Raw genomic sequence first — 25,530 nt, forward strand, 5'->3', positions numbered from 1 at the left:
AGGTGTATGTTATGGAATGGCAGCCAGTCCTTTTGTCGGTCAAGGTTGCACTTGTCTCATTAATATTTGTATTCATCTTTGGAGTAGCTGCCGCTTATGCAATGCGAAGCTTTGAATTTCCCGGCAAGAGTGCACTGGAGGCAGTTTTTGCATTGCCCTTGGTATTGCCGCCTGTGGTAACCGGCTTTGTATTATTGGTTTTGATTGGCAAACAAGGGCCGATAGGACAATTTTTGTCAGAAACCTTCCATACCCAGATTATTTTTACGCCATATGCAGCAATGCTTGCTGCCACGGTAGTTGCATTCCCGCTGATGTATCAAAGTACTAAAGCGGCTTTTCAGGGGGTGGATCGTACCCTTGAGGACGCCGCCCGGACGTTAGGCTCCAGTGAATGGCGGGTTTTTTTGACAATAACCATCCCCTTGGCTTGGCCGGGTCTGGTTGCCGGGCTGGTATTGTCCTTTGCCAGGGCACTGGGCGAATTCGGAGCCACTATCATGGTAGCCGGTAATATTCCCGGTAAAACGCAGACCATTCCGCTGGCAATTTATTTCGCGGCAGAATCCAATAACTTGACGCTTGCCGGCACCTATGTCCTGTTGATTAGCGGTATAACCTTTCTCCTCATTTTTTGGCTCAATGTCTGGTCGAAAAAGAGAGCCGGCGATACGTCTGTAAGGGGGTTGTTCTAAATGCTGCAGGTTGCTATGAAGAAAAGATTATCGGATTTTACGCTGGATATTAAGTTTACGGTCGCCAACGATATTTTGGTATTGTTTGGCCCTTCAGGTGCGGGCAAGACAACCATTCTGCGGGCCATTGCCGGTCTCTTAAGGCCGGATGAAGGCCATATTATTCATAATGAATGTGTTTTGTTTTCTTCAGCGGCAAAAACCTTCATGCCGCCGCAATCGCGGCGTGTGGGATACATGTTTCAGGAATTTGCCTTATTTCCGCATATGGATGTTAAACGCAACATCTGGTATGGTGTTAAAAAACATGACAGCAGATCCCAGGAGCTCTATGAACGATTGTTGGGGCTGTTGCGTATTGAGCATTTGGCATCACGGTTTATTGAGAAATTATCAGGCGGCGAGAAACAGCGAGTGGCTTTGGCCCGTGCGTTGATGGCAGAACCGGCGATTCTGTTGCTGGATGAACCATTGTCGGCACTTGACAGTGATACCCGCTTGGAATTACAGGCAGAGCTGAAGAAGATTCAGGGTATCTGGAATATTCCCTTTATTCTTGTCACTCATGATCTTGCAGAGGCCAAGGCATTGGGGAATCAATTTTTGTTTTTAGAAAAGGGCAGGCAAACAGCCGGCGCTGCTTTGCCAATTGCGGAGCTGCTTCAGTGTCAGGGTGTTGGTTAGTGGTGCACGGCAGGGTATTTTGTGAACAGTATAAAGCAGGCTTGTATCAGCTAAAAGAGCAGTAGTTTCTTTTAGTTGATTTTTTATATATGAGGATATTGGAAGACGGCTATAGTAAAAGCTTTTGTGGCCGGTGATATTGATATGGGCGGGGGATGGTTAGATGAGTATTGCTATCGTGGATGTGAATGGCTGGCAAAATGTGTTGGATCTTAAAAGCGGTAAAAAACGCACTGAGGATACACCACTTATCCGGTTGGTAAGGCAAGTGCTGGACAGGCATCCTTATCCCGGGGATACCGACCTGCGCAGCAATACCTGGGTAACGGATACCGCTTTGGATATGCTGGAACAATATAATCCCCAACTTGTATTTTTAAGCTATGCGCAGCAATATTTTGCTGCCCGGTATACGAGGCTGCCGGATATTGCATGGGATGCTATGACTGATGAGCTATTTAGCGAAATAGAACGTTTTGTCAGACAATCGGGATTTACTCCGATAATTATTGGCAACGGTGATATGATAACTATTGAGGGATGGATCGATTTGACCAAACTGGATGGTGCGGCAGTTTGTACAAGCTGTTCCACCCGCTATGCAGGGCTTTATAATACAAGCAGGAGAGATTTTGAATATGTCCATAATCTACAGCAAGTAGAAAGAGTAGTCAGCAAAGCGGAATTTATCCGGGAATTTGACGGTCACCAGGAGGATGTCCGGCGTTTACCGGAGTATCTGGTGGTGGCAAAAGCAGGGTATTGTTTTAAAACACCGGCAGTGCCGCAGCCGGTTATGATGCCGGCGCGCAATGAAGTAGTTCCCATATATACAGAGCTGGGAAAAATAACTGATATTACCGGTATCTGTGAGCATATCCGCGCTTGCGGCGGAAACAAGAAGATCGCGCTGATTGTCTTAGAGGGTATTGGCAGAAAACATTTCCGGTTGCCGTATCAAGAATGTAGCAACCGGCTAAAATGGTTTTGTTATGAACCGGGAGTGGCACAATATTTGTCGATTTCCTGTGGAAAGCATCAGCTATTTCAGTATCCGGCCGGTTATCGGCAAAGTGTGGAGGCTGATGTAAATACAGATTATCCGTTTTCAGGTAAATTTGAGGAGATGCCGGCAGGCACACTGGGAGAAAAATTTGTCGGCAAGAGTATTGCTATCGGCAATAGGAGTATGTTTATGCATACCGTTGCCGGTGTGGACATTTCGATTGAGTGTTTTGCAAGAAATTTAAATAATCTGGGCTGCCTGGCGGTTATTCATAAGAGAAAAGTAGGTCAGAGATTTCTCTAACCGATTGACCTTTTGCCAAAACTTAGCATACATGCTCTTCTTATGTTAATTGATTATTGCGGCAGGAGAATGGGGGAATATAGTTGAATTAGCATATATATAGTTTAGAGAAAGTTTATCGCTGATGAGGGGGCCTGTCACATGTCGGAAAAAATAAGTGTAACCTTTTCCAATGGACGTACTGTCGAGTATGAGAAAGGTGTTACACTGCTGGAAATTAGCCGGGATGCCGCTCATAGGTATACTACACCGGTGGTAGCCGCAAAAGTAAACAATACCATAAGGGATCTGCAGAATGTGCTAGAACAGGACAGTGTGGTAGACTTCCTTGATCTCCGGAGTGAGGCCGGGATGAAAGTGTATCAGCGCAGTGTCACTTTTGTCTTGATTGCTGCCGCTCAGGAACTGTTTCCAGGCAGTGAAGTAACGGTGGAGCATTCCTTGAGCAAAGGGCTGTACTGTGAACTGCATCATGGACGGGATATTATGCCGGAAGACGTCGAAAAACTTGAGCAGCATATGCGCCAAATTATTGAGGAGGACCGGCCGATTGTTCGTAAAACTCTGCCTAAGGCCGAAGCTATCGAAATGTTTAAGGCAGCAGGACAGCGGGAAAAAGTCAGTCTGCTCGAACAGTTTGACAAGGAAAACGTCAATATTTATTACTGTGGCCAGGTGTATGACTATCTTTATGGTAATATGACACCTTCAACCGGTTATGTAAAAGTATTTGAACTTAAATATTATCCGCCGGGAATCATCTTACGGCTCCCTGAGAAGGATAATCCTAATGTGCTGCCCAAATTTGTTGAGAATCCAAAATTGTTTAAAGTGTTTAAAGAAGCCGCCCAATGGGGAAATATTTTACGGTGCGCCTATGTAGCCAACCTGAATGAGTGCACTGGTAAAGAGGATATAACAGATATTATAAGAGTAGCGGAAGCCTTGCATGAGAAAAAGATAGCCCAGATAGCCGACTTTGTTGCTTCGCACCGTGACGAAGTTCGGGTTATTTTGGTAGCCGGTCCTTCCTCATCAGGAAAAACTACCTTTGCCCAGCGGCTTAATATTCAATTAAGAGTTAACGGGGTGTGGCCGGTACCGCTTTCACTGGACGATTATTTTGTTGACAGGGAGAAAACGCCGGTTGATGAACATGGCGAGTATGATTTTGAATCGATTGAAGCCATTGATCTGGAATTATTTAATTCTCATCTGGCCAGGATTTTGTCCGGAGAAGAAGTGGAAATGCCTACCTTTAATTTTAAAACAGGGCAGCGTGAATACCGGGGCCACCGTATTAAGGTAGACAAAAGCCAGCCACTGATTATCGAAGGCATCCACGGACTTAATGAACGTTTAACAAGTTCAGTGCCCCGTCACTGTAAAATTAAAATATATATTAGTGCCTTAACGCAATTGTCGATAGACAGCCACAATCGCATTCCCACAACCGATGCCCGTCTTATTCGCAGGATTGTCCGCGATAGTGAGTTTCGTTCCCATGACGCGCTGATGACACTCAAGATGTGGCCATCGGTACGCCGGGGCGAGGAACGCAACATTTTCCCATTTCAGGAAGAAGCCGATTTAATGTTTAATTCGGCGCTCATTTACGAATTGGCGGTGCTTAAAAAATACGCCGAACCGCTGCTGCAAAAGATTACACCAGACAACTCGGAGTATTCGGAAGCTCGCCGGCTGCTCAACTTCCTGGAATACTTTATTCCGGTGGAAGATAATGAAATTCCGCAAAATTCCATTCTGCGTGAATTTATCGGCAAGTCTTGTTTTGAAAAATAGCAATAAAAATATCACCCGGCTTTTAAGCAGGGTGATATTTTTTTACGGTCACAGCCAACTGTGTGTTAGCGGTTGGACTCAAAAAACTTAAGGGCAACCTCTGGGAATACGGCATAAGACAATACATCTTCGGTAGAGGCATTAGGATAACCCTTTTCAGCCAATTCCTGGCGAAGGGCAGGCATTTGCGGCTTGATGTCGTCAGCCGGACGGTGGGTGATAATCTCATCATCCCCAATTAGCGTTTTCAAAAATTCCGGGTCAATAGGAGCCGGGGTACGGCCATATTTACCGCGGGCAAGATCTTTGATTTCCCGTGGCACAACTTTATAGCGGCCCAACATAACGTTGAAAGCCGACATGGAGCCAACAATCTGGCTTGTTGGTGTAACCAGCGGCGGATAGCCGAGCTCGGCCCGCACTTTGGGCATTTCCTCGATAAGATCAGGGAACTTATCTGCCATACCCTGTTCTTTCATTTGGTTTAAAAGATTGGAGAGCATGCCACCGGGGATTTGGAACGACAGTACCTTGGTGTCAATTTCAATGTTGGTATTAAGATTAAAGGTTTCGGTCAGTTGTTTTTTTATAGTACGGAAATGATCGGCAATGGGGAACAGCTTCTCCTTGCTGAGGCCGGAATCACGCTCAGTGCCTTCGAGGGCGGCAATCATAGCCTCGGTAGCCGGCTGGGAGGAAGCCATAGCGAATGGTGAAAGGGCGGTGTCAATAATATCAACACCGGCTTCAACGGCTTTTAAGTAAGTCATAGAGGCCATGCCGCTGGTGTAGTGTGTGTGCAGGTGAATGGGTATATTGATTTCGGCTTTCAGTGTTTTTACCAATTCATAGGCTTTATATGGCGCCAGCAGGCCGGCCATATCCTTAATACAGATAGAGTCGCTGCCCAGACTGACAAGGTCTTTGGCTACTTTAAGAAAAGAATCGTTGTTATGGTAAGGGCTGATGGTATATACGAACGCGCCTTGTACATGTGCTCCCGACTCTTTGGCGGCACGCATGGAGGCTTCCAGGTTGCGGACATCATTAAGGGCATCAAAAATTCGGATTACTCCCACACCATTATCAACTGCCCGCTTGACAAACTCGCTGACAACATCGTCAGCGTAGTGATTGTAGCCAAGTACATTTTGGCCGCGTAAAAGCATTTGAATGGGGGTTTTTTTCAAATACTTTTTAATTGTGCGCAAACGCTCCCAGGGATCTTCATTCAAGAAGCGCAGACAGCTGTCAAAAGTAGCGCCACCCCAAGCTTCAATGGAGAAATAGCCAATTTCATCAAGCTGCTCTAATACCGGCAGCATGTCCGAAGTGCGCATACGGGTGGCAGCCAGTGACTGATGCCCATCGCGCAGGACTGTTTCCGTAATTTTTAATGGAATACCTGTATTCATGAAAGTCCCCCTTACTTATTAGTTTGATAATTCAATTAGTAAAATGGCAATACTTAAATTTTAGACGGTTTTTGCTGCTTTGACCAGTAGCAATGAAAAAAATATACTGTATACATTAATTAATCTTTTCTGGCAGGTTCCAGGTGACGGGCCAAAATTGCCGCCATCTTGCTGGAGCCTGTCATCGCAGGCATGCCGTTATAGTGCCCAAGTTTGGTAAGGATCGAGTACACCTGGGGATTTTCCACCGGTGTATGGGCATGGGAAGCGTTGCCATAGTCGTTGATATAATTGGTGCATTCTTCCGGCGGAATAAGTCTGCCGGGACCACCGGCACAGCCACCCTTGCAAGCCATGCCTTCGATAAAGTTGGCAGCCAGTTTGCCTGCCCGAATATCTTCCAATAGTTTAGTGCAGTCAGGTATGCCGTCTACTTTGACCGGGTTGAAGTTTTCGGCGCGGCGGGGGATAAGCTTTTCTACCGTGGTACCTACGGCTGCGCTGACGCCGCCTGTACGGCCATAGAGCCGGCCGCCCCAGGAGGCTAAGGGGTTTTCTTCATCTGCTTCCTCAACCGGGTTCACATTGGCTGCCTCAAAAATGGTCGCAAGTTCCTGAAAGGTGAGGACGAAATCAATGGCGCCTTTCAGGTCAGGGAGTTGTGCTTCCGATTTTTTCGCTACACATGGGCCAATGAAAACCACTTTGGCATCTGGTTCAAGTTCTTTAATTACCCGTCCTGAGGCAACCATCGGGGATACTGACGGCGATATATGGGCCATTAAGTCAGGAAATTTGTTTTCGATCAGTTTAATCCAGATAGGGCAGCAGCAACTGGTGATTAAGAAATCATGTTCATCTTTAACATGTTCATCATATTCAAAGGCTTCCTTAATGGTGATAAGATCGGCATACAAGGCTGTTTCCACCATTTCGCTAAAGCCCAGCTTTAATAACGCGCTGCGCAGTTTGCCTGCCGTTACCTCAGGACCGAACTGGCCGGTAAACGCCGGGGCAACAGAGGCATATACTTTATGGGTATTTTGCTTAAGTAAATTAATCAGTGGTACAAATTGTGATTTATCAGCCAGCGCGCCAAATTCGCAGGCATTGATGCAGTAACCGTCTCTGGCGCACTTATTTTTATCGATACAAGGGCGGCCCAGTTCATCACGGGTAATCGCGCTCATTGGGCAAGTGGTTTGGCAGTTGGCGGTTTTACAATCCTTACAAGCTTCCGGATTGGCCAGGACAATGGGTTCGCTGCCCATACCCATCAGGGCTTCTTCATCATATTCATTAATAACCTCTTCCGAGTTGTTGGGTTCAAGACCCATGGCAATGCGAATCTGATTGGCGACAAGTCTTCTGGTAGCTTTATCTTCAAATTCGGACTGCAGTAAATGGCATATTTCCTCTTTACGTTCGAAAAGTTGGCCTTCCCAAGCAGCTTTTGCAACTTGATAAAGGATTCTAGGTCTGATGTTAAGATCGGGAGGAGTACTTTTCTTCATTGTTATCACCCATCCAATTATGATTTTATTACCAATAGTATAATTTGACGTTTTATGTAGAATTTCCTGTTGTAGTTTGTGCAATTATTTGCTATTGTAGTAGCGCAATGAATTTAAAATTATATTAGATAGTAGGAGACATATGGACAAAGAAATAAGAACCGAGTCTGTTTTGAGGAAAGACCTTTCGCTGCTGACTGCCACGACACTGGTAATCGGCATGGTTATTGGTTCCGGGATTTTTATGAAGCCCGGCAAAGTCATCGAGGCTGCCGGTGACTCTACTATGGCTTTGGCGGCCTGGGGATTAGGCGGCATTATTACCATCGCGGCAGGACTTACTGTAGCCGAGCTGGGGGTGCAGATACCGAAAACAGGCGGTATCTATGCCTATCTGGATGAAGTATACGGCAAAATGTGGGGTTATCTTTTCGGCTGGGTACAGACCTTCATTTATGGACCGGCGACAACCGGGGCGCTGGGCTTATATTTTTCCACATTATTGCTGCCATTTTTTAATTTCCCTGAAACCTGGAAGTTGCCAGTAGCCATTGCAGTGGTTGCTTTTTTGGGCGGTGTCAATGCCCTGGGAGCCAAATATGGCGGCTTGATTCAGTCGGCAGCTACTGCCGCTAAGCTTGTGCCCATTATACTTATTGCGGTTTTTGGTCTGTGGCAAGGCAATGGACAGATTCTTAATATGCCGGGCGGGATAGGGGAAACCGCAGGTATGGGGGCTGCTGTCCTGGCAACCTTGTGGGCATATGACGGCTGGATTAATGTGAGCTTTGTTGCCGGTGAAATGAAAAATCCGGCAAAAGAATTGCCGCGGGCTATTATTACCGGTTTGGCCATTGTTATGGCGGCTTACCTTGCCATTAATCTAGCGCTATTTCATATGCTGCCGGCTTCTGAAATTGCTCTTCTCGGCAACCGGGCCGCAGGTACGGTTGCCGGGCTGGTGTTTGGTGAAATGGGCGGGAAACTGATCAGTATTGGTATTTTGATTTCGATTTTCGGCGCACTTAACGGCTACATTTTAACCGGGGCAAGGGTGCCTTTTGCCATGGCGCAAAACGGTCTGTTGCCCGGGGCGCAGCTCTTAGGGAAGGTTCACAGCAAATCCGGTACTCCGGCCAATGCATTACTGCTGGTAGTAATTTTGGCGGCAGTGCTCATGACTCTGGGCGATCCGGACCGTTTGACAGATATGGCTATGTTCATTATTTGGGCATTCTATATTTTGGCCTTTGCGGCAGTGTTTATCTTACGCAAGCGAAACCCTAAAGCCAAACGGTCTTACAGTGTACCCGGTTATCCTATCGTACCAGGTATCGCTATTTTGGGTTCCGTATATATTGCGTTTAGCATGCTGGTGCATAACCCCGGCGACGCTTTATATGCTTTGGGCATTACGCTGGCAGGTATTCCGGCATATATGCTTTTACGAAAAAAATAAGTATTGTTCAGGCGCAACGGCAAAATGCTGTTGCGCCTTGTTTTTTTATTCTGACAGCAAGCATAAAAAGGCTTTAATGGGGAATCTATAAGATGATATTCTAGTTTGTATGTTATGAGGTGAGCCTTTTGGAAAAGGTTTGTCCATTGTGCAATGCGCTGCAGCAGGTTGAAAAAAAATGTCCGCACTGTGGCAAGACTATGCTGGATGGCGGTGCACTCAATAACTATCTCGGGCCCTATAGTCCTTATATGGAAGCGCAGTCATTGCCGTTTCAGTCTGAAGCGTACTGTATACATCTGCTCTATTGTCCGGAATGTGATTATGACAGGCAAGAAATCCTGGCGCTGGTGGCCATGTAGCTGGCATAAAAATGTTCCGACAGGCAGATACTAAAAAAAAATAAAGGAGTGAATACCTATGTCTAATCCGATTGTCAAATGTACTGTTGATCAATGTACTCACTATATGCCAGGTGACCAATGCATGGCAGCAAAAATCAGCGTTTACAATGATGAAATGGAAGGCACTTCTGCAAAATCGGCAGACACCCAATGCAAGGCTTTCCATCACCGCAAAACAATGGGCGATATGATTGGCGCATTGCATAATGCCAATGTTGGCGGCAGTGTGTCGGCAGCTTTTCTGGAAGGCACTCAAATCACTCCGGCTGTTGAATGTTTTGTTAATGACTGTAAGTTTTGGGATAACGGCAACTATTGCGGCGCCGACCAGATTCACGTAACCGGTACTAACGCGTCGAAAACCACAGATACCGATTGCGAAACTTTTAAAAAGAAGTAATTAAAATTAGCAGGCAAAGGCCCGAAAAATAAGATAATGAAAAGCCACAAACATCGATACAATGTTTGTGGCTTTTCATTGTAATCTTGCGTTACTTAAAATTTAATGCTTGTCATGACAGCCGCACCCGCATTGGTCGCCATGGTCAACAACTTTAATCGAGTCAAGCTGGACTTTAACCTGACCTTTAATATGCTCAATATAACGGCGGCGGAGTTCAGCCTGCTCAGCACGCTCGTTATCAGTAAGTCCTGTTTCACGGCTTTTTTTTGCCAATTCATTTATTCTGGCAATGCATTGTGCTGTTATCATAAGTGATTGCCTCACTTTCATTATTTAATATAATAGCAAGAAATATTCTTCCTATTATGTAAAAAATACTAACAAATTATTGACAAATGTGCAAGTTAGAATGAAAATAAAAATTAAAGGAAAATAGTTCTATATTCCGAATTAAGATACTATGACTATTATACCGGGAAAGGTGAGAAAAATTTATGAATAAGTGGCGTTGTAATGTATGTGGCTATATACACGAAGGAGAAAAAGCTCCGGCAGAATGTCCGGTTTGCGGGGTGGGGCCGGAAGAGTTTGCTATTTTTACGGAAAAAGTTGAACAAAGGCAGCCGGGAAAACGCTGGAAATGTACGGTGTGCGATTATGTTCATACAGGCGATACTCCACCGGACAGCTGTCCCTTATGTGGTGTCAGCGCAGAACTATTTGTATTGCTGCTGGATGAGACTGTCTCACTCACCCGTGAGGCGGTAGCTGAAGCCGGGCTGGATACCGCGAATTCTGCGATGGATAAAATCAGTTATGGCTTGTACATCGTTACGTCCATTAAAGATAACAGCATCAACGGACAATGCTGCAATACCGTATTTCAGCTGACAAGCAAGCCGTTACGGATTTCTATTTGTCTTAACAAAAGGAATCTGACCCATCAATATGTTATGGACAGTGGCGTTTTTGCCGTGTCGATGCTGGGAACCGAGCAAACCGAGGCTGTTAGGCGGTTTGGTTATCAGTCAGGCCGGAATGTAGATAAATTTGCCGGTATAGAATATCTTTCCGGGCAGAACGGCTGCCCGATCCTCACAAACTGTCTTGCTTATGTTGAAGCGAAGGTACTGCAAACGCTGGATGTCGGTACCCATACACTCTTTATCGCTGATGTGACTGCCGGCAGAATGGTAGCAAACGAGGAAGCACTGACATATAGTCTTTATAGGAGTAAAAAAGGATGATTAGCGGCGTACGCCAGTCATCCTCACAGAAAAGAAATAATAAACATGAGGGTGATAATCTTGTATGAGCTGATTATTATCGGCGGGGGACCGGCAGGGATGACGGCAGCCGTATATGCGGCGCGCAAGAGGATGAATGCTTTGCTAATTACTAAAGAGTTTGGCGGACAGCCGATGTGGACCATGGATATTGAGAATTATATGGGCTATCAGTTTGTCACCGGGCCGGAGCTGATGGAAAAGTTTGATGAACAGGTGAGAAAATTCCCGATTGAAATAAAATATGAAGAAGTTACCAAGCTTGCTGCCAATGATGATGGCACCTTTAGTGTAACCGGCGATGGGGAAGAATATCGGGCCCAAACGGTTATTGTGGCTTCAGGCAAGCGGCCGCGCCGTCTGGCAGTGCCGGGTGAGGCTGAGTTTACCGGGCGGGGTGTCAGTTATTGCGCTACCTGCGACGGCCCCCTGTATGCCGGTAAAACGGTAGCCGTAATCGGCGGCGGCAACTCGGCGCTGCAGGCAGCTATTGAAATCAGCCCGATTGCCGAAAAAGTATACCTGATATCCATTGCCGGCTACAACGCTGACCCGATTATTATTGAAAAACTTAAAGAACTTAAGCGCCCTGTTGTTGAATTTATGGGTTACACGACAACCGCCATTAAAGGTTCGCAAGCGGTGGAGAAGCTGGTACTGGTCAGCAATGATACCCAGGAACAAACAGAACTTGATGTGCAGGGAATTTTTGTGGAAATCGGCTTAGAGCCTAACACCGAATATTGCGAGGGAGTAGTGGACTTTAACAAATACCGCGAAATTAACACCGATTGCCGTACACGCACCAAACTACCGGGCTTGTTTGCTGCCGGTGATGTCACCAACGGCCCTGACAAGCAAATTGTAATTGCTGCCGGCGATGGTGCTAAAGCAGCATTAGTAGCGTATGAATTTCTGCTGCACAAGCGGCCAAACGCTTAACAGCAAGCCAAGGGACCGGCACCTGCATATGTGGCAGGTGTTTTTCTTTTCTCAGTTATACTTGGCTTTTTCCGGAAAATGAGTATAATATTATTCATACCATTAGTAGATAGAATACGATTTTTAATGGAGTGTGAGAATGTGAAAACTGTCATAACAATTGTCGGGCAGGACAGAGTTGGCATAATTGCCATGATTAGCAACATTTTGGCAGAAAACAATGTTAATATCCTTAATATCAATCAGAATATACTCAATGGATTTTTTAACATGGTTATGATTGTCGATATGGGTCAGTCCATTATCAGCCTGAAGGATCTGGGTCACCTGCTGGGAGAAAAGGGTGCTGCCATGGGCCTTGATATCAAAGTGCAGCATGAAGATATCTTTAAAATAATGCACCGTGTGTAGTCGTAAGCTTGGAGGTAATACATATGTTCACAATGCAGGATGTTAATGATACTAACCGCATGATTGAAGAAAATAAGCTGGATATCCGGACGATTACGATGGGTATCAGCCTGCGGGACTGCGGTCACCCGGACAGCAAGGTGCTTTGCCGCAATATTTATGATAAAGTGACCCGTACGGCTGAGAAGCTGGTGCAGACAGGGGAAGACATTGAGGCCGAATATGGTATTCCTATCATCAACAAACGTATTTCAGTAACTCCTATTGCCATTGCTGCCGAAAGCTGCCAGACCGACAGCTATGTTGAAGTGGCCCGGGCGCTGGACGCGGCGGCTAAAGAAGTGGGTGTAAACTTTATCGGCGGATTTTCCGCACTGGTGGAAAAAGGCTACACCAATGGTGACCGCATATTGATTCGCTCCATTCCGGAGGCGCTAGCCGTAACCGAGAGAGTATGTTCCTCAGTCAATCTGGGCTCCACCAAAGCCGGAATTAATATGGATTGCGTCCGGGAAATGGGTGAAATCATTAAGCTTACGGCTGAACGCACCAAAGACCGGGATGCGTTAGGCTGCGCCAAGCTTGTGGTATTTGCTAACGCACCGGAGGACAACCCTTTTATGGCAGGGGCCTTCCATGGTGTGGGTGAACCGGAGACTACCATCCATGTGGGAGTATCAGGTCCCGGTGTTGTCAAACGGGCGCTGGAAGATGTGCGCGGGCGCGACTTTAGCACTGTGGCCGAAACCATCAAACGCACGGCCTTTAAAATTACCCGTGTTGGCCAATTAGTGGCGCAGGAAGCGGCACGGAGGCTTGGTCATCCTTTTGGCATTATTGATTTATCCTTGGCCCCGACACCCGCGGTTGGTGACAGTGTAGCACATATCCTGGAAGAGATGGGTATAGAAAGTTGTGGAGCTCCCGGGACAACAGCCGCATTGGCGCTCCTGAATGATGCTGTCAAAAAAGGCGGCTTAATGGCTTCCTCGCATGTTGGCGGTCTCAGCGGCGCTTTCATCCCTGTCAGTGAAGATGCCGGTATGATTGCTGCCGTCGAGCGTGGCAGCCTGTCCTTAGAAAAGCTGGAAGCCATGACTTGTGTATGTTCGGTTGGCCTTGATATGATAGCCGTACCTGGCGATACTTCGGCAGCTACCATTTCGGCCATTATTGCCGACGAAGCCGCCATTGGCATGATCAATAACAAGACGACGGCTGTCCGGATTATTCCCGTACCCGGCAAAAAGGTTGGCGATAGTGTTGAGTTCGGCGGCTTATTGGGCTATAGCCCGATACTGGCTGTCAGCAAATTCAAATCTGATGACTTTATTGCCCGTGGCGGGCGAATTCCGGCACCGGTCCGCAGCCTGACCAACTAAAAACGCAGCAAATGAATAAAGGCGAGATTGCCAGCATATGTGCAATCTCGCCTTTCAGCAGCTATTTAGAACGCTTCATTGGCTTCACGATATTTGCGGACGGCAGCCAGTTTATCCTCAATGGTAGCTGCTGTCTCCCAAACCTCTTTGAATAGAGCGGAGTTTTTGAAACCGGCGTTCCAAAGATAGGCATCATCCGGTGTATAACAGGCAAAAGTAACAGGCTGGTTTAGGTTGTCCGGCATTTTGCCGTTATCATCGGTGAGTAAAGCATAGTCACCTGTGGCAGAAAGCTCAATACCCAGCACCACCAGGTTATCCTCAATTTCTGTTTGTTCAAATCCAAGAGCTCCATAAAAATTTACAATAGTATCACTCATTTGATCATCTCCTTATTAGTTTGGTCATATTTGTCAAGATTAGAGGTAATAAAGCAGGTGTGTGGAATAAACCATGAGAATGAATAAAACAGGGTATACTTTCTGTTAGGACTAAAAAACAACAATCTGGGAGGCTTAGATTTAATATATATGGAAAATACATTTGCACAACTGGGGCTTAATACAACGCTGGCGTCCGGGCTGGCCAAAGCCGGTCTGACAGCTCCGACTGCTATCCAAAGCGAGGTAATTCCACTGGCGCTGGCCGGTAAAGATATTATCGGCCAATCACCCACAGGTACCGGTAAAACTTTGGCCTATTTGCTGCCATTATTTCAAAAGCTCGCTGTTGACAAACGTGAGACACAAGCCTGCATCCTGGCGCCCACCCATGAACTGGCCATTCAGATACAGCGTCAGATAGAAATGCTGGCAAATCATTCAGGCTTGCCGGTAACGGCTGCGCCTCTGATTGGTGATGTCAATATTGCGCGGCAAATCGAAAAGCTAAAGGACAAGCCGCATATCATAACCGGGTCCGGCGGGCGAATTCTTGAGCTCATTCAGAAGAAGAAGATCAATACCCAAACTATTAAGACCATTATTCTGGACGAAGCCGACAGACTGCTTGACGACAAAAATATGGACAGTATCAAAGCTGTAGTGAAAACCACACAAAAAGACAGGCAATTGCTGGCGTTTTCGGCGACAATAACGCCGGTGGCGCTTAGCCGGGCGCAAGAACTGATGAACAAGCCGCAGCTGGTGCAAGTTGAAGGCAGGGCGGAGACGATGCCTGACATTGAACATGTGTATTTTGTGTCAGAGCGGCGGGATAAATTTGAGGTGCTGCGTAAAATAATCCGCAGTGGCAATATTGCCCAGGCGCTGGTATTTATCAATAAAAGTGATGATGTTGAGCTTACTGTTGACAAGCTGAATTACCACGGCCTGACAGCGGCTGGTATTCATGGCAGCTTTGTTAAGGAAGACCGGAAAAAGGCCATGGATGGCTTTAGAAGCGGCAGGCTTCAACTATTGGTAGCTTCCGATCTGGCAGCCCGGGGACTTGACATACCGGGGATAGGGTATGTATTTAACTTGGATTTGCCGGAAGATCCGCAGGTTTATTTGCATCGTGCCGGGCGAACCGGCCGGGCAAAGAGCAGCGGGGTGGTTATTTCATTAGTTTCACCGCGGGAACTGCCGCTGATTGCTAAATATGAAAAGACTTTGCAGATTGAAATGCTGCCAAAACAGATTGCCCGCGGTAAGGTTTTTGATAAGAAATCCGGCAGCCGGCCGAAGCCGGATGCACGCAAAGCCAGAAACGGGATTACCGCGCCGCGTGGGGAGTGACGGAAGAACCTGCACTTAGGATATTCCACATTGGCATTACTATTCCTCTTCCTTTTGGTGGCAGAGATATTATCATGTATGCTAATATATAAGGATATGAGGTATACCGTGTTGACGGCGGCATGACTTATGTGGAAGGGGCCAGTTGTTAAGTGAGACTATATATTGCTGAAAAACCGAGTATGGCAGCGGAAATTGCCAAATGCCTGCCAGGACCGGCAAGCCGCAAGGACGGTTGTATTCACACCGGCGGCGGGGTCATTACCTGGGGTTATGGACACATTCTGCGCCAGGCTGAGCCGGATGAATATGATCCTAAATATGAAAGATGGCGGGTAGAAGACTTGCCGATTATTCCGGAAAGCTGGAAGTTGCTTGTGGCCGATTCCTGCAAAAAACAGTTTGAGATTATTAAAAACCTGATTGAGCAGGCCAATGAAATCGTTCATGCCGGTGACCCTGACCGGGAGGGGCAGCTCTTAATTGATGAAGTGCTGGACTATGTACATAACCAAAAGCCGGTGCGCCGGCTGCTTTTAAATGCGCTTGATGAGCAAAGCATCAGGAAGGCCATTGCCAACCTTCGCGACAACCAGGATTTTCAGAACCTGAAGCAATCGGCGCTAGCCAGGTCACGGGCTGACTGGCTGATTGGCATGAATTTGTCCCGTGCTTATACCCTGGCGGCGCAGCGGGCCGGTCACCGGACGACACTCCCGGTTGGGAGGGTTAAAACCCCGACACTGGCGCTGGTGGTTCGCCGGGAACGCGAGATAGAGAATTTTAAACAGGCAGACTATTTTACACTCAAAGCTGATTTTGAGCATAGTGATACTATTTTTACGGCCTATTGGAAACCGCGGGAGGAGCAGCCGGGTCTTGACACCGAAGGCCGGCTGGCCGATAAGGCGATTGCCCAGGCCCTGCTGGAAATGCTGCAGGCGGCCACCGAGCCGGCGGCAGTAATCTCATGCGAAACAACGGAAAAGAAAGAACCGCAGCGCTTGCCGCTGGCATTATCGACATTGCAGGTTATGGCAGGCAAAAAGTTTGGTTATGACCCGCAGGTGGTTTTAGATACCGCCCAAAAGCTGTACGAACGAAAATTAACTACCTATCCGCGTTCTGACTGTGAGTTTTTGCCTGAATCGCAACAGGATGATGCTGCTGTAATTCTTGGCAATCTGACAGGGTTGGCCCATAGTGAATTGGCAGGCTGGTCCGGCAAGGCCGACAGCCTGATTCGCAGCCGGGCCTGGAACGACAAAAAGATTACAGCCCACCATGCCATTATTCCCACAGTGGAGCGCTGTAATTTTGCCGCATTAAATGAAACTGAAAGAAATATATATTTTCTGATTGCCCAGGCATATATCGCCCAGTTCTATCCGGTGCATGTCTATGACCAGACACGGGCTGAACTTGAGCATGCCGGTGAAAGGTTTACCGCCAATGGCCGGATTATCAAGGAACTGGGCTGGAAAGAAGTATATGGCGCAGAAGCCGAAGAAAAGAAAGAAGAGGACAGCGGCACACTGCCGGCCATGAGCAAAGGGGACCGGGCGCGCTTTATCCAGGCTTCGGCCGAAAAAAAGTCGACAAAAGCACCAAGCCGGTTTACGGCAGCCACGTTGCTGGCGGCCATGAAAGAAATTCATAAATATGTTAAAAACCCGGATTTAAAAAAACAGTTGAAAGATGTGGCCGGCATTGGGACTGAGGCCACCCGGGCCACCATTATCAAAGAGCTTATTGAACGTGGTTTCTTACGGGAAGAAACCAAACGCAAGTACCTCAAACCAACCGAACCTGCGTATCTGCTTGTGGATATGCTGCCGGAAGAGCTTACTTATCCTGACTTTACCGCCTTATGGGAAGATATTTTGCGTCAAATGGCAGAAGGCAGTGCCAGTCTGGATGCTTTTCTGGGACAGCAGGCGCGGTTTGCGGCCAGTCTTTGCACCAAAGCCAAAGGAGCTGACATCCCGCTCAAGGGTGATCACCACTGTCCGCGCTGCCGCAAAGGAGTACTGCAGCTTAGAAACGGCAAGCATGGTAAGTTCTGGGGCTGTTCCCGTTACCCGGCCTGCCGGGCATCCTTTGATGATAAAAATGACAAGCCGGATATACCGGTACGAAAAGAACAAGGGCAAGGCTGATTACGCCTTGCCCTTGTTTTTAAAATTATCTGCCTCTAGGAGCTTTGCTGCCGGAATTCGCTGCGTCTGTTTTAGGTTTCCGGCGGCTGCGAAGATTATTTCCGCCATGGCTGACGGCTTTTTTGTCGCCAGTCTTCTTGGCAGTCACCGGTTTTTCCGTAATTTTCTTAGTTGATGATGGAGGGGCTTTTTTCGCATTTTTAATTACTTTTTGTCCGTTGGCTTTATATTTTTCAATAGAAGACTTGATTCCCTGCTCAATCAGCCGCAGATACATGTGTTCACCAGGACTAATGAAGGTGATGGCTGCCCCGGTTTGACCGGCCCGTCCGGTCCGGCCGATGCGGTGGATATAGCTTTCGGGGTCGTGCGGGATATCATAACTGAAGACATGGGTGACGCCCTCAATATCCAGACCCCGGGCGGCAATATCTGTGGCAACAAGGATTTGCAGCTTTGCCTCGCTAAAGCGGCGCATAACCTGCATACGTTTAGCCTGTGACAAGTCACCATGCAGCTCGTCAGCTTTATAGCCGCGCTGAATAAGGGCAGTATTGACAGCTTTGGCCCGTTCTTTAGTATGGCAAAATACAATGGCCAGATAAGGCTGCTGTTCATCAATCAGGCTGCAGAGCTTGTCAAGCTTGCCGGCCTCAGGCAGTTCAATCATAATTTGCTTGATTTCATCCAAAGTTACATTTTCCGTTTGGACGCGGATATCGGCCGGCTTGTCCATATAACGGGCGGCCAGTCCCCGCACCTTCGGCGGCATGGTTGCCGAGAACAGCAGGGTCTGCCGTTTACTGGAAGTCAGCTTTATCAGTTCTTCCACTTCTTCTAAAAAGCCCATGTGCAGCATTTGATCGGCCTCATCCAGCACCAGCCGGGAAACACCGGCAAGCACCAGCGTTTTACGTCTGACATGGTCAAGCAAGCGGCCTGGTGTGCCGACTACGATGTGAGGCTGCCCTTTCAGCTTGCGGATTTGCTCATCCACCGCTTTGCCGCCATGTACCGACAAGACATTAATGCCAAGTATATTGGCCAGTTTGGCGGCCTCGGCCGTGATTTGCAGCGTTAATTCCCGGGTTGGGGTGATAATCAAAGCCTGTACATGGGGTGCCGAAATTTTTATTTTTTCCAAAATGGGCAGCAAAAAGGCCAGTGTTTTGCCTGTACCTGTCTGGGCTTGGGCAATAACATCTTTGCCTGCCAGCAAAATAGGAATTGCCTGGGCTTGTATCGGGGTAGGACGGGTAATTCCTGTTGTTTTTAAAAATTGAGTCAGCTCAGGACGGATGCCTAAGGCTGAAAAGTTTGTCGACATAGAAGGCACACCTTTCTTTTTTCATAGTATGCGGTAAAGTCAGTTTGCACAAGCCGTAAAGCGGCTATGCGTGGTAAATATACAATATACTACTATTTTCCAGAAAAGTAAAGAGGATTTATTAGAAGGTCTGGTGTCAGAGCCTAAGTTTTGTAGAAAAATATATTACTGAAAAACGGACAGAGGAAGCTAGCAAAGAGTCTATTATGGTGACAATAAAATAAAATGGGACTTTCAACAGGAATGGCATTGATGAGGAGAGAAGAATATGACGATAATAACATTTCTTATGGTCAGAGTTGCAGTAATTGTAAAATGAGGGGGAGAGCAGATGGGCATTGATGCAATTGTATTACATTCCACCGATAATGTGGCTACCGCAGTTCAGGACCTGAAAAAAGGCCAACAGGCTGCAATTCGTTTGGGACGGGAGCTCAAGCATGTAAGTATAATGGAAGATATCCCATATGGTCATAAGTTTGCAGTGCGGAAAATCAATAACGGGGAAAACATTTTAAAGTACGGAGAGGTCATCGGCCGGGCAACGTCAGATATTGAAACCGGCTGCCATGCTCATGTACAAAATATCGAAAGCCTGCGCGGCCGCGGCGACCTGCAGAAGGAGGCGTAACTGATATGGAATTTATGGGTTATCGTCGTGCCAATGGTACAGTGGGGACGCGTAATTTTGTCGGTGTTCTGTCAGCGGTAGTATGTGTCAATGAGGTGGTTGAGTCCATTGTCCGCCAAGTACAGGGGACAGCCCGCTTTACGCATCATCAGGGCTGTTGCCAAACACCGCTGGATATTGGTATTGTGAACAAAACCTTAATTGGCTTGGGGAGCAACCCCAACCTGCATTCGGTAATTATCGTGAGCCTTGGCTGTGAAAGTACTGACATCACTGGCGTAGTCGAAGGTATTCGTGCCACAGGCAAGCGGGTAGAACATATTGTCGTTCAGGAAATTGGCGGTTCGGCACGGACAACAGCGGCAGGCATTCTACTGGCACAAGAAATGGTGCGGGAGGCATCGCTGGCCAAGCGTGAGGCTTGCCCAATCAGTGACTTAGTCATGGGCATGAAGTGCGGCAGCTCAGATACTACTTCCGGCTTGGTACCCAATCCGGCCATCGGCGTAGCCACCGACCTATTGGTGGCTGCAGGCGGGGTATCCATTCTCGGTGAGGTTACTGAGTTCATCGGAGCTGAGCACATATTAGCCAAGCATGCCGTGAATGAAACAGTGGCTCAGGAAATCTACAAATTGGTTGAACGTATGGAAAAAAGAGCCATGGCGGTCGGTGAGGATATTCGCGGCGGGCAGCCTACCGGCGGCAATATCAAGGGCGGTCTTACCACCATTGAAGAGAAGTCGCTTGGTGCCATCGCCAAAGCCGGGTCGGCACCTATCCAGGCCGTCTATGAGTATGGTGAGCGGCCTACGGTTAAAGGATTGGTAGTCATGGATTCCCCCGGCCGGGAGCCGGAGATACTGACAGGTTTGGCTGCTGCGGGTGCCAATGTAATCGTCTTTGCAACCGGCCGGGGAGCGCCGCAGGGATTTCCGTTCGTGCCGGTGCTTAAAATTACCGGCAGCCGTACTGCTGCCGAAAAAATGAGTGACCATATTGATATGAACTTAAGTGCCGTAATCGAGGGCAATGATACCATTCCTGATGCCGGGCGCCGTGTCTTGGAGGAAGTAACCCATGTTGCTTCCGGGGTTATGACCAAGGCAGAAATTTCAGGCTATGTAAATTCGATGGATATTTATATGCGGGGACCGGTTATCTAGACTGCTGAAGTAATTTTTGATAAATGAAGAGAAGTGCTGTTGTTTAAAGAAGCAGCTACGTAATTTGAGATTGTAAAAATGGAGTGGAAAACATGACTTTAACAGTAAAAAACACAGTAGTAGGCTTTGTTGGGATTGGAGTTATGGGTAAGAGCATGGCAGGGCATTTGCTGAAGGCCGGTTATCCTGTACGGGTATATAACCGGACTAAAGTCAAAGCCGAGGATTTACTTAAACAGGGTGCGGTATGGGAAGAAACGATAGCCGGATTAGCAGCCAATTGCAATGTGATTATCACGATGATCGGCTATCCCAAGGATGTCGAAATGGTTTATTTGGGTGATGACGGTTTATTAAAAAATGCCAGCCAGGGAACGTATTTTTTGGATATGACTACGTCGTCACCAGAACTAGCAATCCGTATTTACCAGGAAGCGAAGACAAAAAACATGCAGGCTCTTGACGCGCCAGTTTCAGGCGGCGATGTTGGAGCAAAAGAAGCACGGCTTGCCATTATGGTGGGCGGTGAGCCGGAGGCTTTTGCCGCTGTTCGTCCGATTTTGGAACTGATGGGTAAAAATATTGTTTTACAAGGCGCCGCCGGGGCGGGCCAGCATACTAAGATGTGCAATCAGATTGCAATTGCAAGCAACATGATGGGCGTATGCGAGGCAATGGCTTACGCGAAAAGGTCTGGCCTTGATCCCAAGCTTGTACTCCAAAGTATTGAGACCGGGGCGGCAGGCAGTTGGTCACTGAGCAATCTGGCTCCCAGGATGCTGGCCGGCAATTTTGAGCCAGGCTTTTATGTTAAGCATTTTATTAAAGATATGAAAATTGCTATTGAATCTGCTCAACAAATGGGTTTGGATACTCCGGGACTGCAGCAGGCAATCAAGCTATACGAACAGTTGGCAAGTCAAGGGGAGGAAGACAGCGGAACTCAGGCATTATTCAAACTGTATCAGTAATTTAGTATAATGTGTTCCCAATGGGCACTACCAATTGCCCGGATTTTACAGGATTTTTGAAAAAACTGAGATAATGTGATACAAGTCCTGAATTTTGCAGCAACAATATATGAAAAAGCTCTGCAGTACAGCATTTATACGCACTGCAGAGCTTTTTGGGTATAGTAACTTTATTGTACCAGTCTTCATATAAAAAGCTATTTGTGTTAAAATGAGAAAGAAAAATCTTGGCAGATACTATATATACAAAAGGAATGGAATATGAATTTATTAGCAATAGAGAATCTTACCAAAAGCTATGGCGAACGAGTGTTATTCGGCAATGTTACCCTCGGCATTGATGATGGGGATAAAATTGGTCTTATTGGGGTTAACGGCACAGGCAAATCTACCTTTTTGAAAATTATCGCCGGTGTGGATACCGCAGATTTTGGCAAAATAACGGCAGGTAGTGGTATAAAGGTTGAATATTTGCCACAAAATCCCGAATTTGATGCCCAGGCTACCGTATTGGAGCAGGTGTTTAGAGGCCATTCACCGGTCATGCAGGTATTGAGAGACTATGAACAGGCTTTGTTAGAGGCACAGTGTTGTCCTGATGATACTGTGCGCCAGAAACGGCTTATCAGCTTAACGCAGCAGATGGACACACAAAATGCCTGGCAGCTGGAAAGCGATGCCAAAATCATACTTACCAAACTGGGGATTACTGATTTCACCGCCATTGTCAGCACCCTGTCCGGTGGCCAGCGCAAGCGGGTGGCATTAGCCAGTGCGCTCATTAATCCTGCCGATGTGTTAATACTGGACGAGCCTACTAACCATATTGATAACGACACTGTAGCCTGGCTGGAACATTATTTGGCTAAGCGCAAAGGTGCACTTATTATGATTACCCATGACAGGTATTTTCTTGACCGGGTAACCAACCGCATTATCGAATTGGATAAAGGCAAGTTATATACATATACCGGCAATTACAGCAATTTTCTGGAGCTTAAGGCCGAGCGGGAAGACCAGCAGGAAGCCAGTGAACGCAAACGGCAGAATATCCTGCGCAATGAGTTGGCTTGGATACGGCGGGGAGCGCAGGCCCGCAGCACCAAGCAAAAGGCCAGGATTGAGAGGTTTGAACAGCTTAGCGCCCAGACGCCGGACGGCAGACAAGGCCAAATAGAGATAACGGCTGGCGCCAGTCGCTTAGGGCGCAAGATTATCGAGCTGGAGCATATCGGCCAAGCCTTTGAAGCTAGTACGTTAATCAATGATTTCAGTTATATTGTCCTTAAAGACGACAGAGTAGGTATTATCGGGCCTAACGGCAGCGGTAAATCCACTTTACTTAATATTATTGCCGGGCGGCTCACTGCTGACCAAGGTCAGGTTGAAATCGGCCAAACAGTGAAAATCGGTTACTTTTCTCAGGAAAGCACCGAAATGAACCAAGACCTGCGGGTTATTGAATATATCAAAGAAGAAGCTCACTTTCTGCCGACAGCCGACGGTGGTACTCTTAGCGCCGCTCAGCTATTAGAACGTTTTCTCTTTCCGCCTAATCTGCAGTGGACACCGATTGCCAAGCTGTCAGGCGGGGAGAAGCGCCGCTTGTTCTTATTACGGGTGCTCATGAGTGCGCCGAATGTGCTCTTGCTGGACGAACCGACCAATGATCTGGATATCCAGACCTTAAGCATTCTGGAAGACTATCTTGACGACTTCCCGGGTGCTGTTATTGCGGTATCCCATGACAGATATTTTCTTGACCGGCTTGTGGAAAAAATATTTGCATTTGAAGGTGACGGCAGGATTACGCAGTATCCTGGCAACTATTCCGATTATCAGGATAGAGTCAGTATGCTGGAAGCCGAAGCTTTAAGTGCAGATAAGAATAAAAATGCTGCAGACAAGAAAATTGCAACACAAGACAAGCCCAAAGAACGGCCGCGCAAACTGTCTTTCAAGGAACAGCGTGAGTATGAGCAAATAGATGAGGTAATTGCCGGTGTAGAACAGGAGCTTTCTCAGGTATCCCATGCCATCAATACCGCCGGCAGCAACTTTGAACTGTTACAGGAGCTTACTACAAAGCAGCAGGCGTTAGAGGTAAGACTAAATGAATTATTGGATCGCTGGACCTATCTTAATGAGCTGGTAGAAGAGCTTGATATTAATAATTGATAAAAGGAGCTAGTCTGACAGGCTATGAACATACAGATATTTGGCACAAAAAAATGCCAGGATACCAGGAAGACCGAACGCTATTTCAAGGAGCGCAAGATATCTTTTCAATTTGTCGATCTGACAGTGCGCGGCTTAAGCAAAGGCGAACTGGATAAAGTCAGGGCGGCTGTTGGCGGACTGGAAAACCTGATTGACAAAACAGGCAAAGAATACGAAAAACGTAATCTGAAGTATCTGGTGCATAACGTGGAAGAAATGCTGCTGAATCACCCGTTGCTCTTAAGAACTCCGGTGGTACGGAACGGCGCTAAAGCTACTGTAGGGTATTGCCCGGAGGTTTGGGGTAGTTGGAGTTAGAAGGGTCTAATATGTTCAGTGATATGCCTGTTCGTTTGGTGCAGGTGTATCGGGCTTAAGGTTAGTTGGGGAGAACCGTATCATTGGTAATGGTGCAAAACTAATCGTATCTAATTAAAATAAGGAAATAGTCAAAGTTCCTACAGAATGTTCTAATAATTTGCAGGAACTTTGTATTTTTATGGCAAATTTATTAGTTATGAAGCCTAATAGGGCGTTTAGACTCGAAAAACCGTTCTATGGATCTATTGTTGCAATTTTTAATGAGCGTTTTGTTAAGTATGGGATCTTACAATGCTAGTTGCAAAATCCTATTTTTATAGGGGGAGGTAGCCAAGATGCCTGTTACATTGGAAGGTAAATTAGTAATCTCGATATCTTCGCGGGCACTTTTTGATTTAGATGACAGTAATAAAATTTTTGAAGAAGAAGGCGAGGATGAGTATACAGCGTATCAGATAGAGCACGAAAATGAAGTATTGGGACAGGGAGTAGCCTTTCCATTAATAAAGCGCCTATTAGAACTCCGTAATCCGGAAACAAATGAGGACATGGTTGAAATAATTCTAGTTTCTAAAAATGATCCAAATACTGGACTTAGAGTTTTAAACTCCATAGAATCTTATCAGTTAAATATTACACGTGCGGCTTTTTCTCGAGGAAGAACACCTTATAAATATTTAAAAGCATTTAATGCAGACTTATTTTTATCGGCGAATCCGGATGATGTAAAATTGGCACTGGAGAATGGATATGCTAGCGCTACTATTTATACAGGAACACCCTATAGAGAAGATGAAAACTTTGATGAAATCCGGATTGCCTTTGATGGCGATGCCGTAATATTTAGCGATGAGTCAGAGAAAATATATCAGGAAAAAGGTTTGGAAGAATTTAAACGGTTTGAAAAAGAAAACAGAGAGATTCCAATGGCACCTGGCCCTTTTAAAGCCTTTCTCGCTGCTTTAAATAATCTGCAAAACGTCTATAAAGATGCAGACCAAAAGCCGATACGGACGGCTTTAGTAACCGCACGAAATGCTCCTGCCCATGCGCGTGCAATAAAGACGCTTCGCGAATGGGGAATTGGTGTTGATGAGGCTTTCTTTTTAGGCGGATTGGACAAGGCTCCAATATTAGAGAGTTTTAATCCACACATTTTCTTTGACGACCAGCATACATACTGTATAACTGCATCAAAAGTAGTCCCAACCGGACATGTACCGATTGGCGTAAAAAATTCTCAGAAGTGAAAAACAGGAATTGAGGTCGGGATGACTGCAATTTGAGGA

At 46.8% G+C, this 25,530-nt stretch carries 24 protein-coding genes; 19 read left to right on the forward strand and 5 right to left on the reverse strand.

All coding sequences use genetic code 11. The features are described from left to right. Positions 1–11: 11 nt before the first annotated feature. The 4 genes from modB to GT1_RS05690 all read left to right on the forward strand — a co-directional run bounded on the left by modB (position 12) and on the right by GT1_RS05690 (position 4,491). Positions 12–695: a molybdate ABC transporter permease subunit gene (gene modB / locus GT1_RS05675; RefSeq protein ID WP_188397934.1), complete on the forward strand. Its 684-nt coding sequence runs from the start codon at positions 12–14 to the stop codon at positions 693–695. Further along, a complete protein-coding gene (locus GT1_RS05680; RefSeq protein WP_075755860.1) occupies positions 696–1,379 on the forward strand; it encodes an ATP-binding cassette domain-containing protein in 684 nt (227 codons plus the stop codon). It abuts the gene before it with no gap. Between the two features lie 163 nt (positions 1,380–1,542). Further along, positions 1,543–2,688, forward strand: coding sequence for a hypothetical protein (locus GT1_RS05685; RefSeq protein WP_188397935.1), 1,146 nt, complete (start codon positions 1,543–1,545; stop codon positions 2,686–2,688). A 141-nt stretch (positions 2,689–2,829) separates the two neighbouring features. Beyond that, positions 2,830–4,491 carry a nucleoside kinase gene (locus GT1_RS05690; protein WP_075755858.1) on the forward strand — a complete coding sequence of 554 codons (1,662 nt, stop codon included), beginning with the start codon at positions 2,830–2,832 and terminating at the stop codon, positions 4,489–4,491. A gap of 65 nt (positions 4,492–4,556) precedes the next feature. Here the strand turns inward: GT1_RS05690 and GT1_RS05695 are convergent, their stop codons facing one another. Both GT1_RS05695 and GT1_RS05700 read right to left on the reverse strand, forming a co-directional pair. Further along, positions 4,557–5,906, reverse strand: coding sequence for a pyruvate carboxylase subunit B (locus GT1_RS05695; RefSeq protein ID WP_075755857.1), 1,350 nt, complete (start codon positions 5,904–5,906; stop codon positions 4,557–4,559). Positions 5,907–6,025: 119 nt separating this feature from the next. Then, a complete protein-coding gene (locus tag GT1_RS05700; protein WP_188397936.1) occupies positions 6,026–7,420 on the reverse strand; it encodes a [Fe-Fe] hydrogenase large subunit C-terminal domain-containing protein in 1,395 nt (464 codons plus the stop codon). Between the two features lie 142 nt (positions 7,421–7,562). Between GT1_RS05700 and GT1_RS05705 the strand changes: the two genes are divergently transcribed. From GT1_RS05705 to GT1_RS05715, 3 genes are all read left to right on the forward strand, one after another. Then, positions 7,563–8,879, forward strand: a complete 1,317-nt coding sequence (locus tag GT1_RS05705) for an APC family permease (protein ID WP_223226078.1) — start codon at positions 7,563–7,565, stop codon at positions 8,877–8,879. A 128-nt stretch (positions 8,880–9,007) separates the two neighbouring features. Further along, complete coding sequence (locus tag GT1_RS05710; RefSeq protein ID WP_075755854.1) at positions 9,008–9,241, forward strand: hypothetical protein; 234 nt, start codon at positions 9,008–9,010, stop codon at positions 9,239–9,241. Positions 9,242–9,299: 58 nt separating this feature from the next. After that, positions 9,300–9,683, forward strand: a complete 384-nt coding sequence (locus GT1_RS05715; protein WP_188397937.1) for a DUF1540 domain-containing protein — start codon at positions 9,300–9,302, stop codon at positions 9,681–9,683. Positions 9,684–9,785: 102 nt separating this feature from the next. Here GT1_RS05715 and GT1_RS05720 read toward each other — a convergent pair whose 3' ends face one another. After that, positions 9,786–9,995 carry a DUF896 domain-containing protein gene (locus GT1_RS05720; RefSeq protein WP_075755852.1) on the reverse strand — a complete coding sequence of 70 codons (210 nt, stop codon included), beginning with the start codon at positions 9,993–9,995 and terminating at the stop codon, positions 9,786–9,788. A 185-nt stretch (positions 9,996–10,180) separates the two neighbouring features. On the opposite strand from GT1_RS05720, the gene GT1_RS05725 reads away from it, so the two are divergent. The 4 genes from GT1_RS05725 (at position 10,181) to GT1_RS05740 (ending at position 13,707) form a co-directional block, all read left to right on the forward strand. Continuing rightward, positions 10,181–10,933, forward strand: a complete 753-nt coding sequence (locus GT1_RS05725) for a flavin reductase (protein WP_188397938.1) — start codon at positions 10,181–10,183, stop codon at positions 10,931–10,933. A gap of 60 nt (positions 10,934–10,993) precedes the next feature. Then, complete coding sequence (locus tag GT1_RS05730) at positions 10,994–11,914, forward strand: NAD(P)/FAD-dependent oxidoreductase (protein ID WP_188397939.1); 921 nt, start codon at positions 10,994–10,996, stop codon at positions 11,912–11,914. Positions 11,915–12,055: 141 nt separating this feature from the next. After that, positions 12,056–12,325 carry an ACT domain-containing protein gene (locus tag GT1_RS05735; protein WP_075755848.1) on the forward strand — a complete coding sequence of 90 codons (270 nt, stop codon included), beginning with the start codon at positions 12,056–12,058 and terminating at the stop codon, positions 12,323–12,325. Positions 12,326–12,348: 23 nt separating this feature from the next. After that, positions 12,349–13,707 (forward strand): PFL family protein, encoded by a 1,359-nt coding sequence (locus tag GT1_RS05740; RefSeq protein ID WP_075755847.1) that lies wholly within the window; start codon positions 12,349–12,351, stop codon positions 13,705–13,707. Positions 13,708–13,772: 65 nt separating this feature from the next. On the opposite strand, the gene GT1_RS05745 is transcribed toward GT1_RS05740, so the two are convergent. After that, a complete protein-coding gene (locus GT1_RS05745) occupies positions 13,773–14,087 on the reverse strand; it encodes a hypothetical protein (protein ID WP_188397940.1) in 315 nt (104 codons plus the stop codon). 150 nt (positions 14,088–14,237) lie between these two features. Here GT1_RS05745 and GT1_RS05750 point away from each other — a divergent pair, with 150 nt between their 5' ends. Together GT1_RS05750 and GT1_RS05755 are read left to right on the forward strand one after the other, a co-directional pair. Beyond that, positions 14,238–15,446 carry a DEAD/DEAH box helicase gene (locus GT1_RS05750; protein WP_188397941.1) on the forward strand — a complete coding sequence of 403 codons (1,209 nt, stop codon included), beginning with the start codon at positions 14,238–14,240 and terminating at the stop codon, positions 15,444–15,446. A gap of 152 nt (positions 15,447–15,598) precedes the next feature. Then, a complete protein-coding gene (locus tag GT1_RS05755) occupies positions 15,599–17,605 on the forward strand; it encodes a DNA topoisomerase III (RefSeq protein WP_188397942.1) in 2,007 nt (668 codons plus the stop codon). Between the two features lie 25 nt (positions 17,606–17,630). Here GT1_RS05755 and GT1_RS05760 read toward each other — a convergent pair whose 3' ends face one another. After that, positions 17,631–18,932: a DEAD/DEAH box helicase gene (locus GT1_RS05760; protein ID WP_188397943.1), complete on the reverse strand. Its 1,302-nt coding sequence runs from the start codon at positions 18,930–18,932 to the stop codon at positions 17,631–17,633. A gap of 331 nt (positions 18,933–19,263) precedes the next feature. Between GT1_RS05760 and GT1_RS05765 the strand changes: the two genes are divergently transcribed. From GT1_RS05765 to GT1_RS05790, 6 genes are all read left to right on the forward strand, one after another. Beyond that, a complete protein-coding gene (locus tag GT1_RS05765; protein ID WP_188397944.1) occupies positions 19,264–19,563 on the forward strand; it encodes a UxaA family hydrolase in 300 nt (99 codons plus the stop codon). Between the two features lie 5 nt (positions 19,564–19,568). Then, entirely contained in the window at positions 19,569–20,729 is a 1,161-nt protein-coding gene (locus GT1_RS05770; protein WP_188397945.1) for a UxaA family hydrolase, read from the forward strand. 92 nt (positions 20,730–20,821) lie between these two features. Further along, positions 20,822–21,700 (forward strand): NAD(P)-dependent oxidoreductase, encoded by an 879-nt coding sequence (locus GT1_RS05775; protein WP_188397946.1) that lies wholly within the window; start codon positions 20,822–20,824, stop codon positions 21,698–21,700. Positions 21,701–21,961: 261 nt separating this feature from the next. Further along, positions 21,962–23,878, forward strand: coding sequence for an ABC-F family ATP-binding cassette domain-containing protein (locus tag GT1_RS05780; RefSeq protein WP_188397947.1), 1,917 nt, complete (start codon positions 21,962–21,964; stop codon positions 23,876–23,878). Between the two features lie 24 nt (positions 23,879–23,902). Continuing rightward, positions 23,903–24,238 carry an arsenate reductase family protein gene (locus GT1_RS05785; RefSeq protein ID WP_188397948.1) on the forward strand — a complete coding sequence of 112 codons (336 nt, stop codon included), beginning with the start codon at positions 23,903–23,905 and terminating at the stop codon, positions 24,236–24,238. Positions 24,239–24,576: 338 nt separating this feature from the next. Then, positions 24,577–25,491 (forward strand): 5'-nucleotidase, encoded by a 915-nt coding sequence (locus GT1_RS05790; RefSeq protein ID WP_188397949.1) that lies wholly within the window; start codon positions 24,577–24,579, stop codon positions 25,489–25,491. The last annotated feature ends 39 nt before the right edge of the window (positions 25,492–25,530 follow it).

It is taken from the genome of Sporomusa sp. GT1 (assembly GCF_014634905.1).
Lineage (GTDB): Bacteria > Bacillota > Negativicutes > Sporomusales > Sporomusaceae > Sporomusa > Sporomusa sphaeroides.

What these genes read in the sequence shown, in the direction of transcription:
- GT1_RS05790 (WP_188397949.1), top strand. Translation starts at nt 24,577, where the DNA reads ATGCCTGTTACATTGGAAGGTAAATTAGTAATCTCGATATCTTCGCGG.
- GT1_RS05705 (WP_223226078.1), top strand. Translation starts at nt 7,563, where the DNA reads ATGGACAAAGAAATAAGAACCGAGTCTGTTTTGAGGAAAGACCTTTCG.
- GT1_RS05770 (WP_188397945.1), top strand. Translation starts at nt 19,569, where the DNA reads ATGGAATTTATGGGTTATCGTCGTGCCAATGGTACAGTGGGGACGCGT.
- GT1_RS05760 (WP_188397943.1), bottom strand. Translation starts at nt 18,932, where the DNA reads ATGTCGACAAACTTTTCAGCCTTAGGCATCCGTCCTGAGCTGACTCAA.
- GT1_RS05715 (WP_188397937.1), top strand. Translation starts at nt 9,300, where the DNA reads ATGTCTAATCCGATTGTCAAATGTACTGTTGATCAATGTACTCACTAT.
- modB (WP_188397934.1), top strand. Translation starts at nt 12, where the DNA reads ATGGAATGGCAGCCAGTCCTTTTGTCGGTCAAGGTTGCACTTGTCTCA.
- GT1_RS05785 (WP_188397948.1), top strand. Translation starts at nt 23,903, where the DNA reads ATGAACATACAGATATTTGGCACAAAAAAATGCCAGGATACCAGGAAG.
- GT1_RS05720 (WP_075755852.1), bottom strand. Translation starts at nt 9,995, where the DNA reads ATGATAACAGCACAATGCATTGCCAGAATAAATGAATTGGCAAAAAAA.
- GT1_RS05700 (WP_188397936.1), bottom strand. Translation starts at nt 7,420, where the DNA reads ATGAAGAAAAGTACTCCTCCCGATCTTAACATCAGACCTAGAATCCTT.
- GT1_RS05680 (WP_075755860.1), top strand. Translation starts at nt 696, where the DNA reads ATGCTGCAGGTTGCTATGAAGAAAAGATTATCGGATTTTACGCTGGAT.
- GT1_RS05750 (WP_188397941.1), top strand. Translation starts at nt 14,238, where the DNA reads ATGGAAAATACATTTGCACAACTGGGGCTTAATACAACGCTGGCGTCC.
- GT1_RS05725 (WP_188397938.1), top strand. Translation starts at nt 10,181, where the DNA reads ATGAATAAGTGGCGTTGTAATGTATGTGGCTATATACACGAAGGAGAA.
- GT1_RS05685 (WP_188397935.1), top strand. Translation starts at nt 1,543, where the DNA reads ATGAGTATTGCTATCGTGGATGTGAATGGCTGGCAAAATGTGTTGGAT.
- GT1_RS05740 (WP_075755847.1), top strand. Translation starts at nt 12,349, where the DNA reads ATGTTCACAATGCAGGATGTTAATGATACTAACCGCATGATTGAAGAA.
- GT1_RS05765 (WP_188397944.1), top strand. Translation starts at nt 19,264, where the DNA reads ATGGGCATTGATGCAATTGTATTACATTCCACCGATAATGTGGCTACC.
- GT1_RS05695 (WP_075755857.1), bottom strand. Translation starts at nt 5,906, where the DNA reads ATGAATACAGGTATTCCATTAAAAATTACGGAAACAGTCCTGCGCGAT.
- GT1_RS05745 (WP_188397940.1), bottom strand. Translation starts at nt 14,087, where the DNA reads ATGAGTGATACTATTGTAAATTTTTATGGAGCTCTTGGATTTGAACAA.
- GT1_RS05775 (WP_188397946.1), top strand. Translation starts at nt 20,822, where the DNA reads ATGACTTTAACAGTAAAAAACACAGTAGTAGGCTTTGTTGGGATTGGA.
- GT1_RS05780 (WP_188397947.1), top strand. Translation starts at nt 21,962, where the DNA reads ATGAATTTATTAGCAATAGAGAATCTTACCAAAAGCTATGGCGAACGA.
- GT1_RS05690 (WP_075755858.1), top strand. Translation starts at nt 2,830, where the DNA reads ATGTCGGAAAAAATAAGTGTAACCTTTTCCAATGGACGTACTGTCGAG.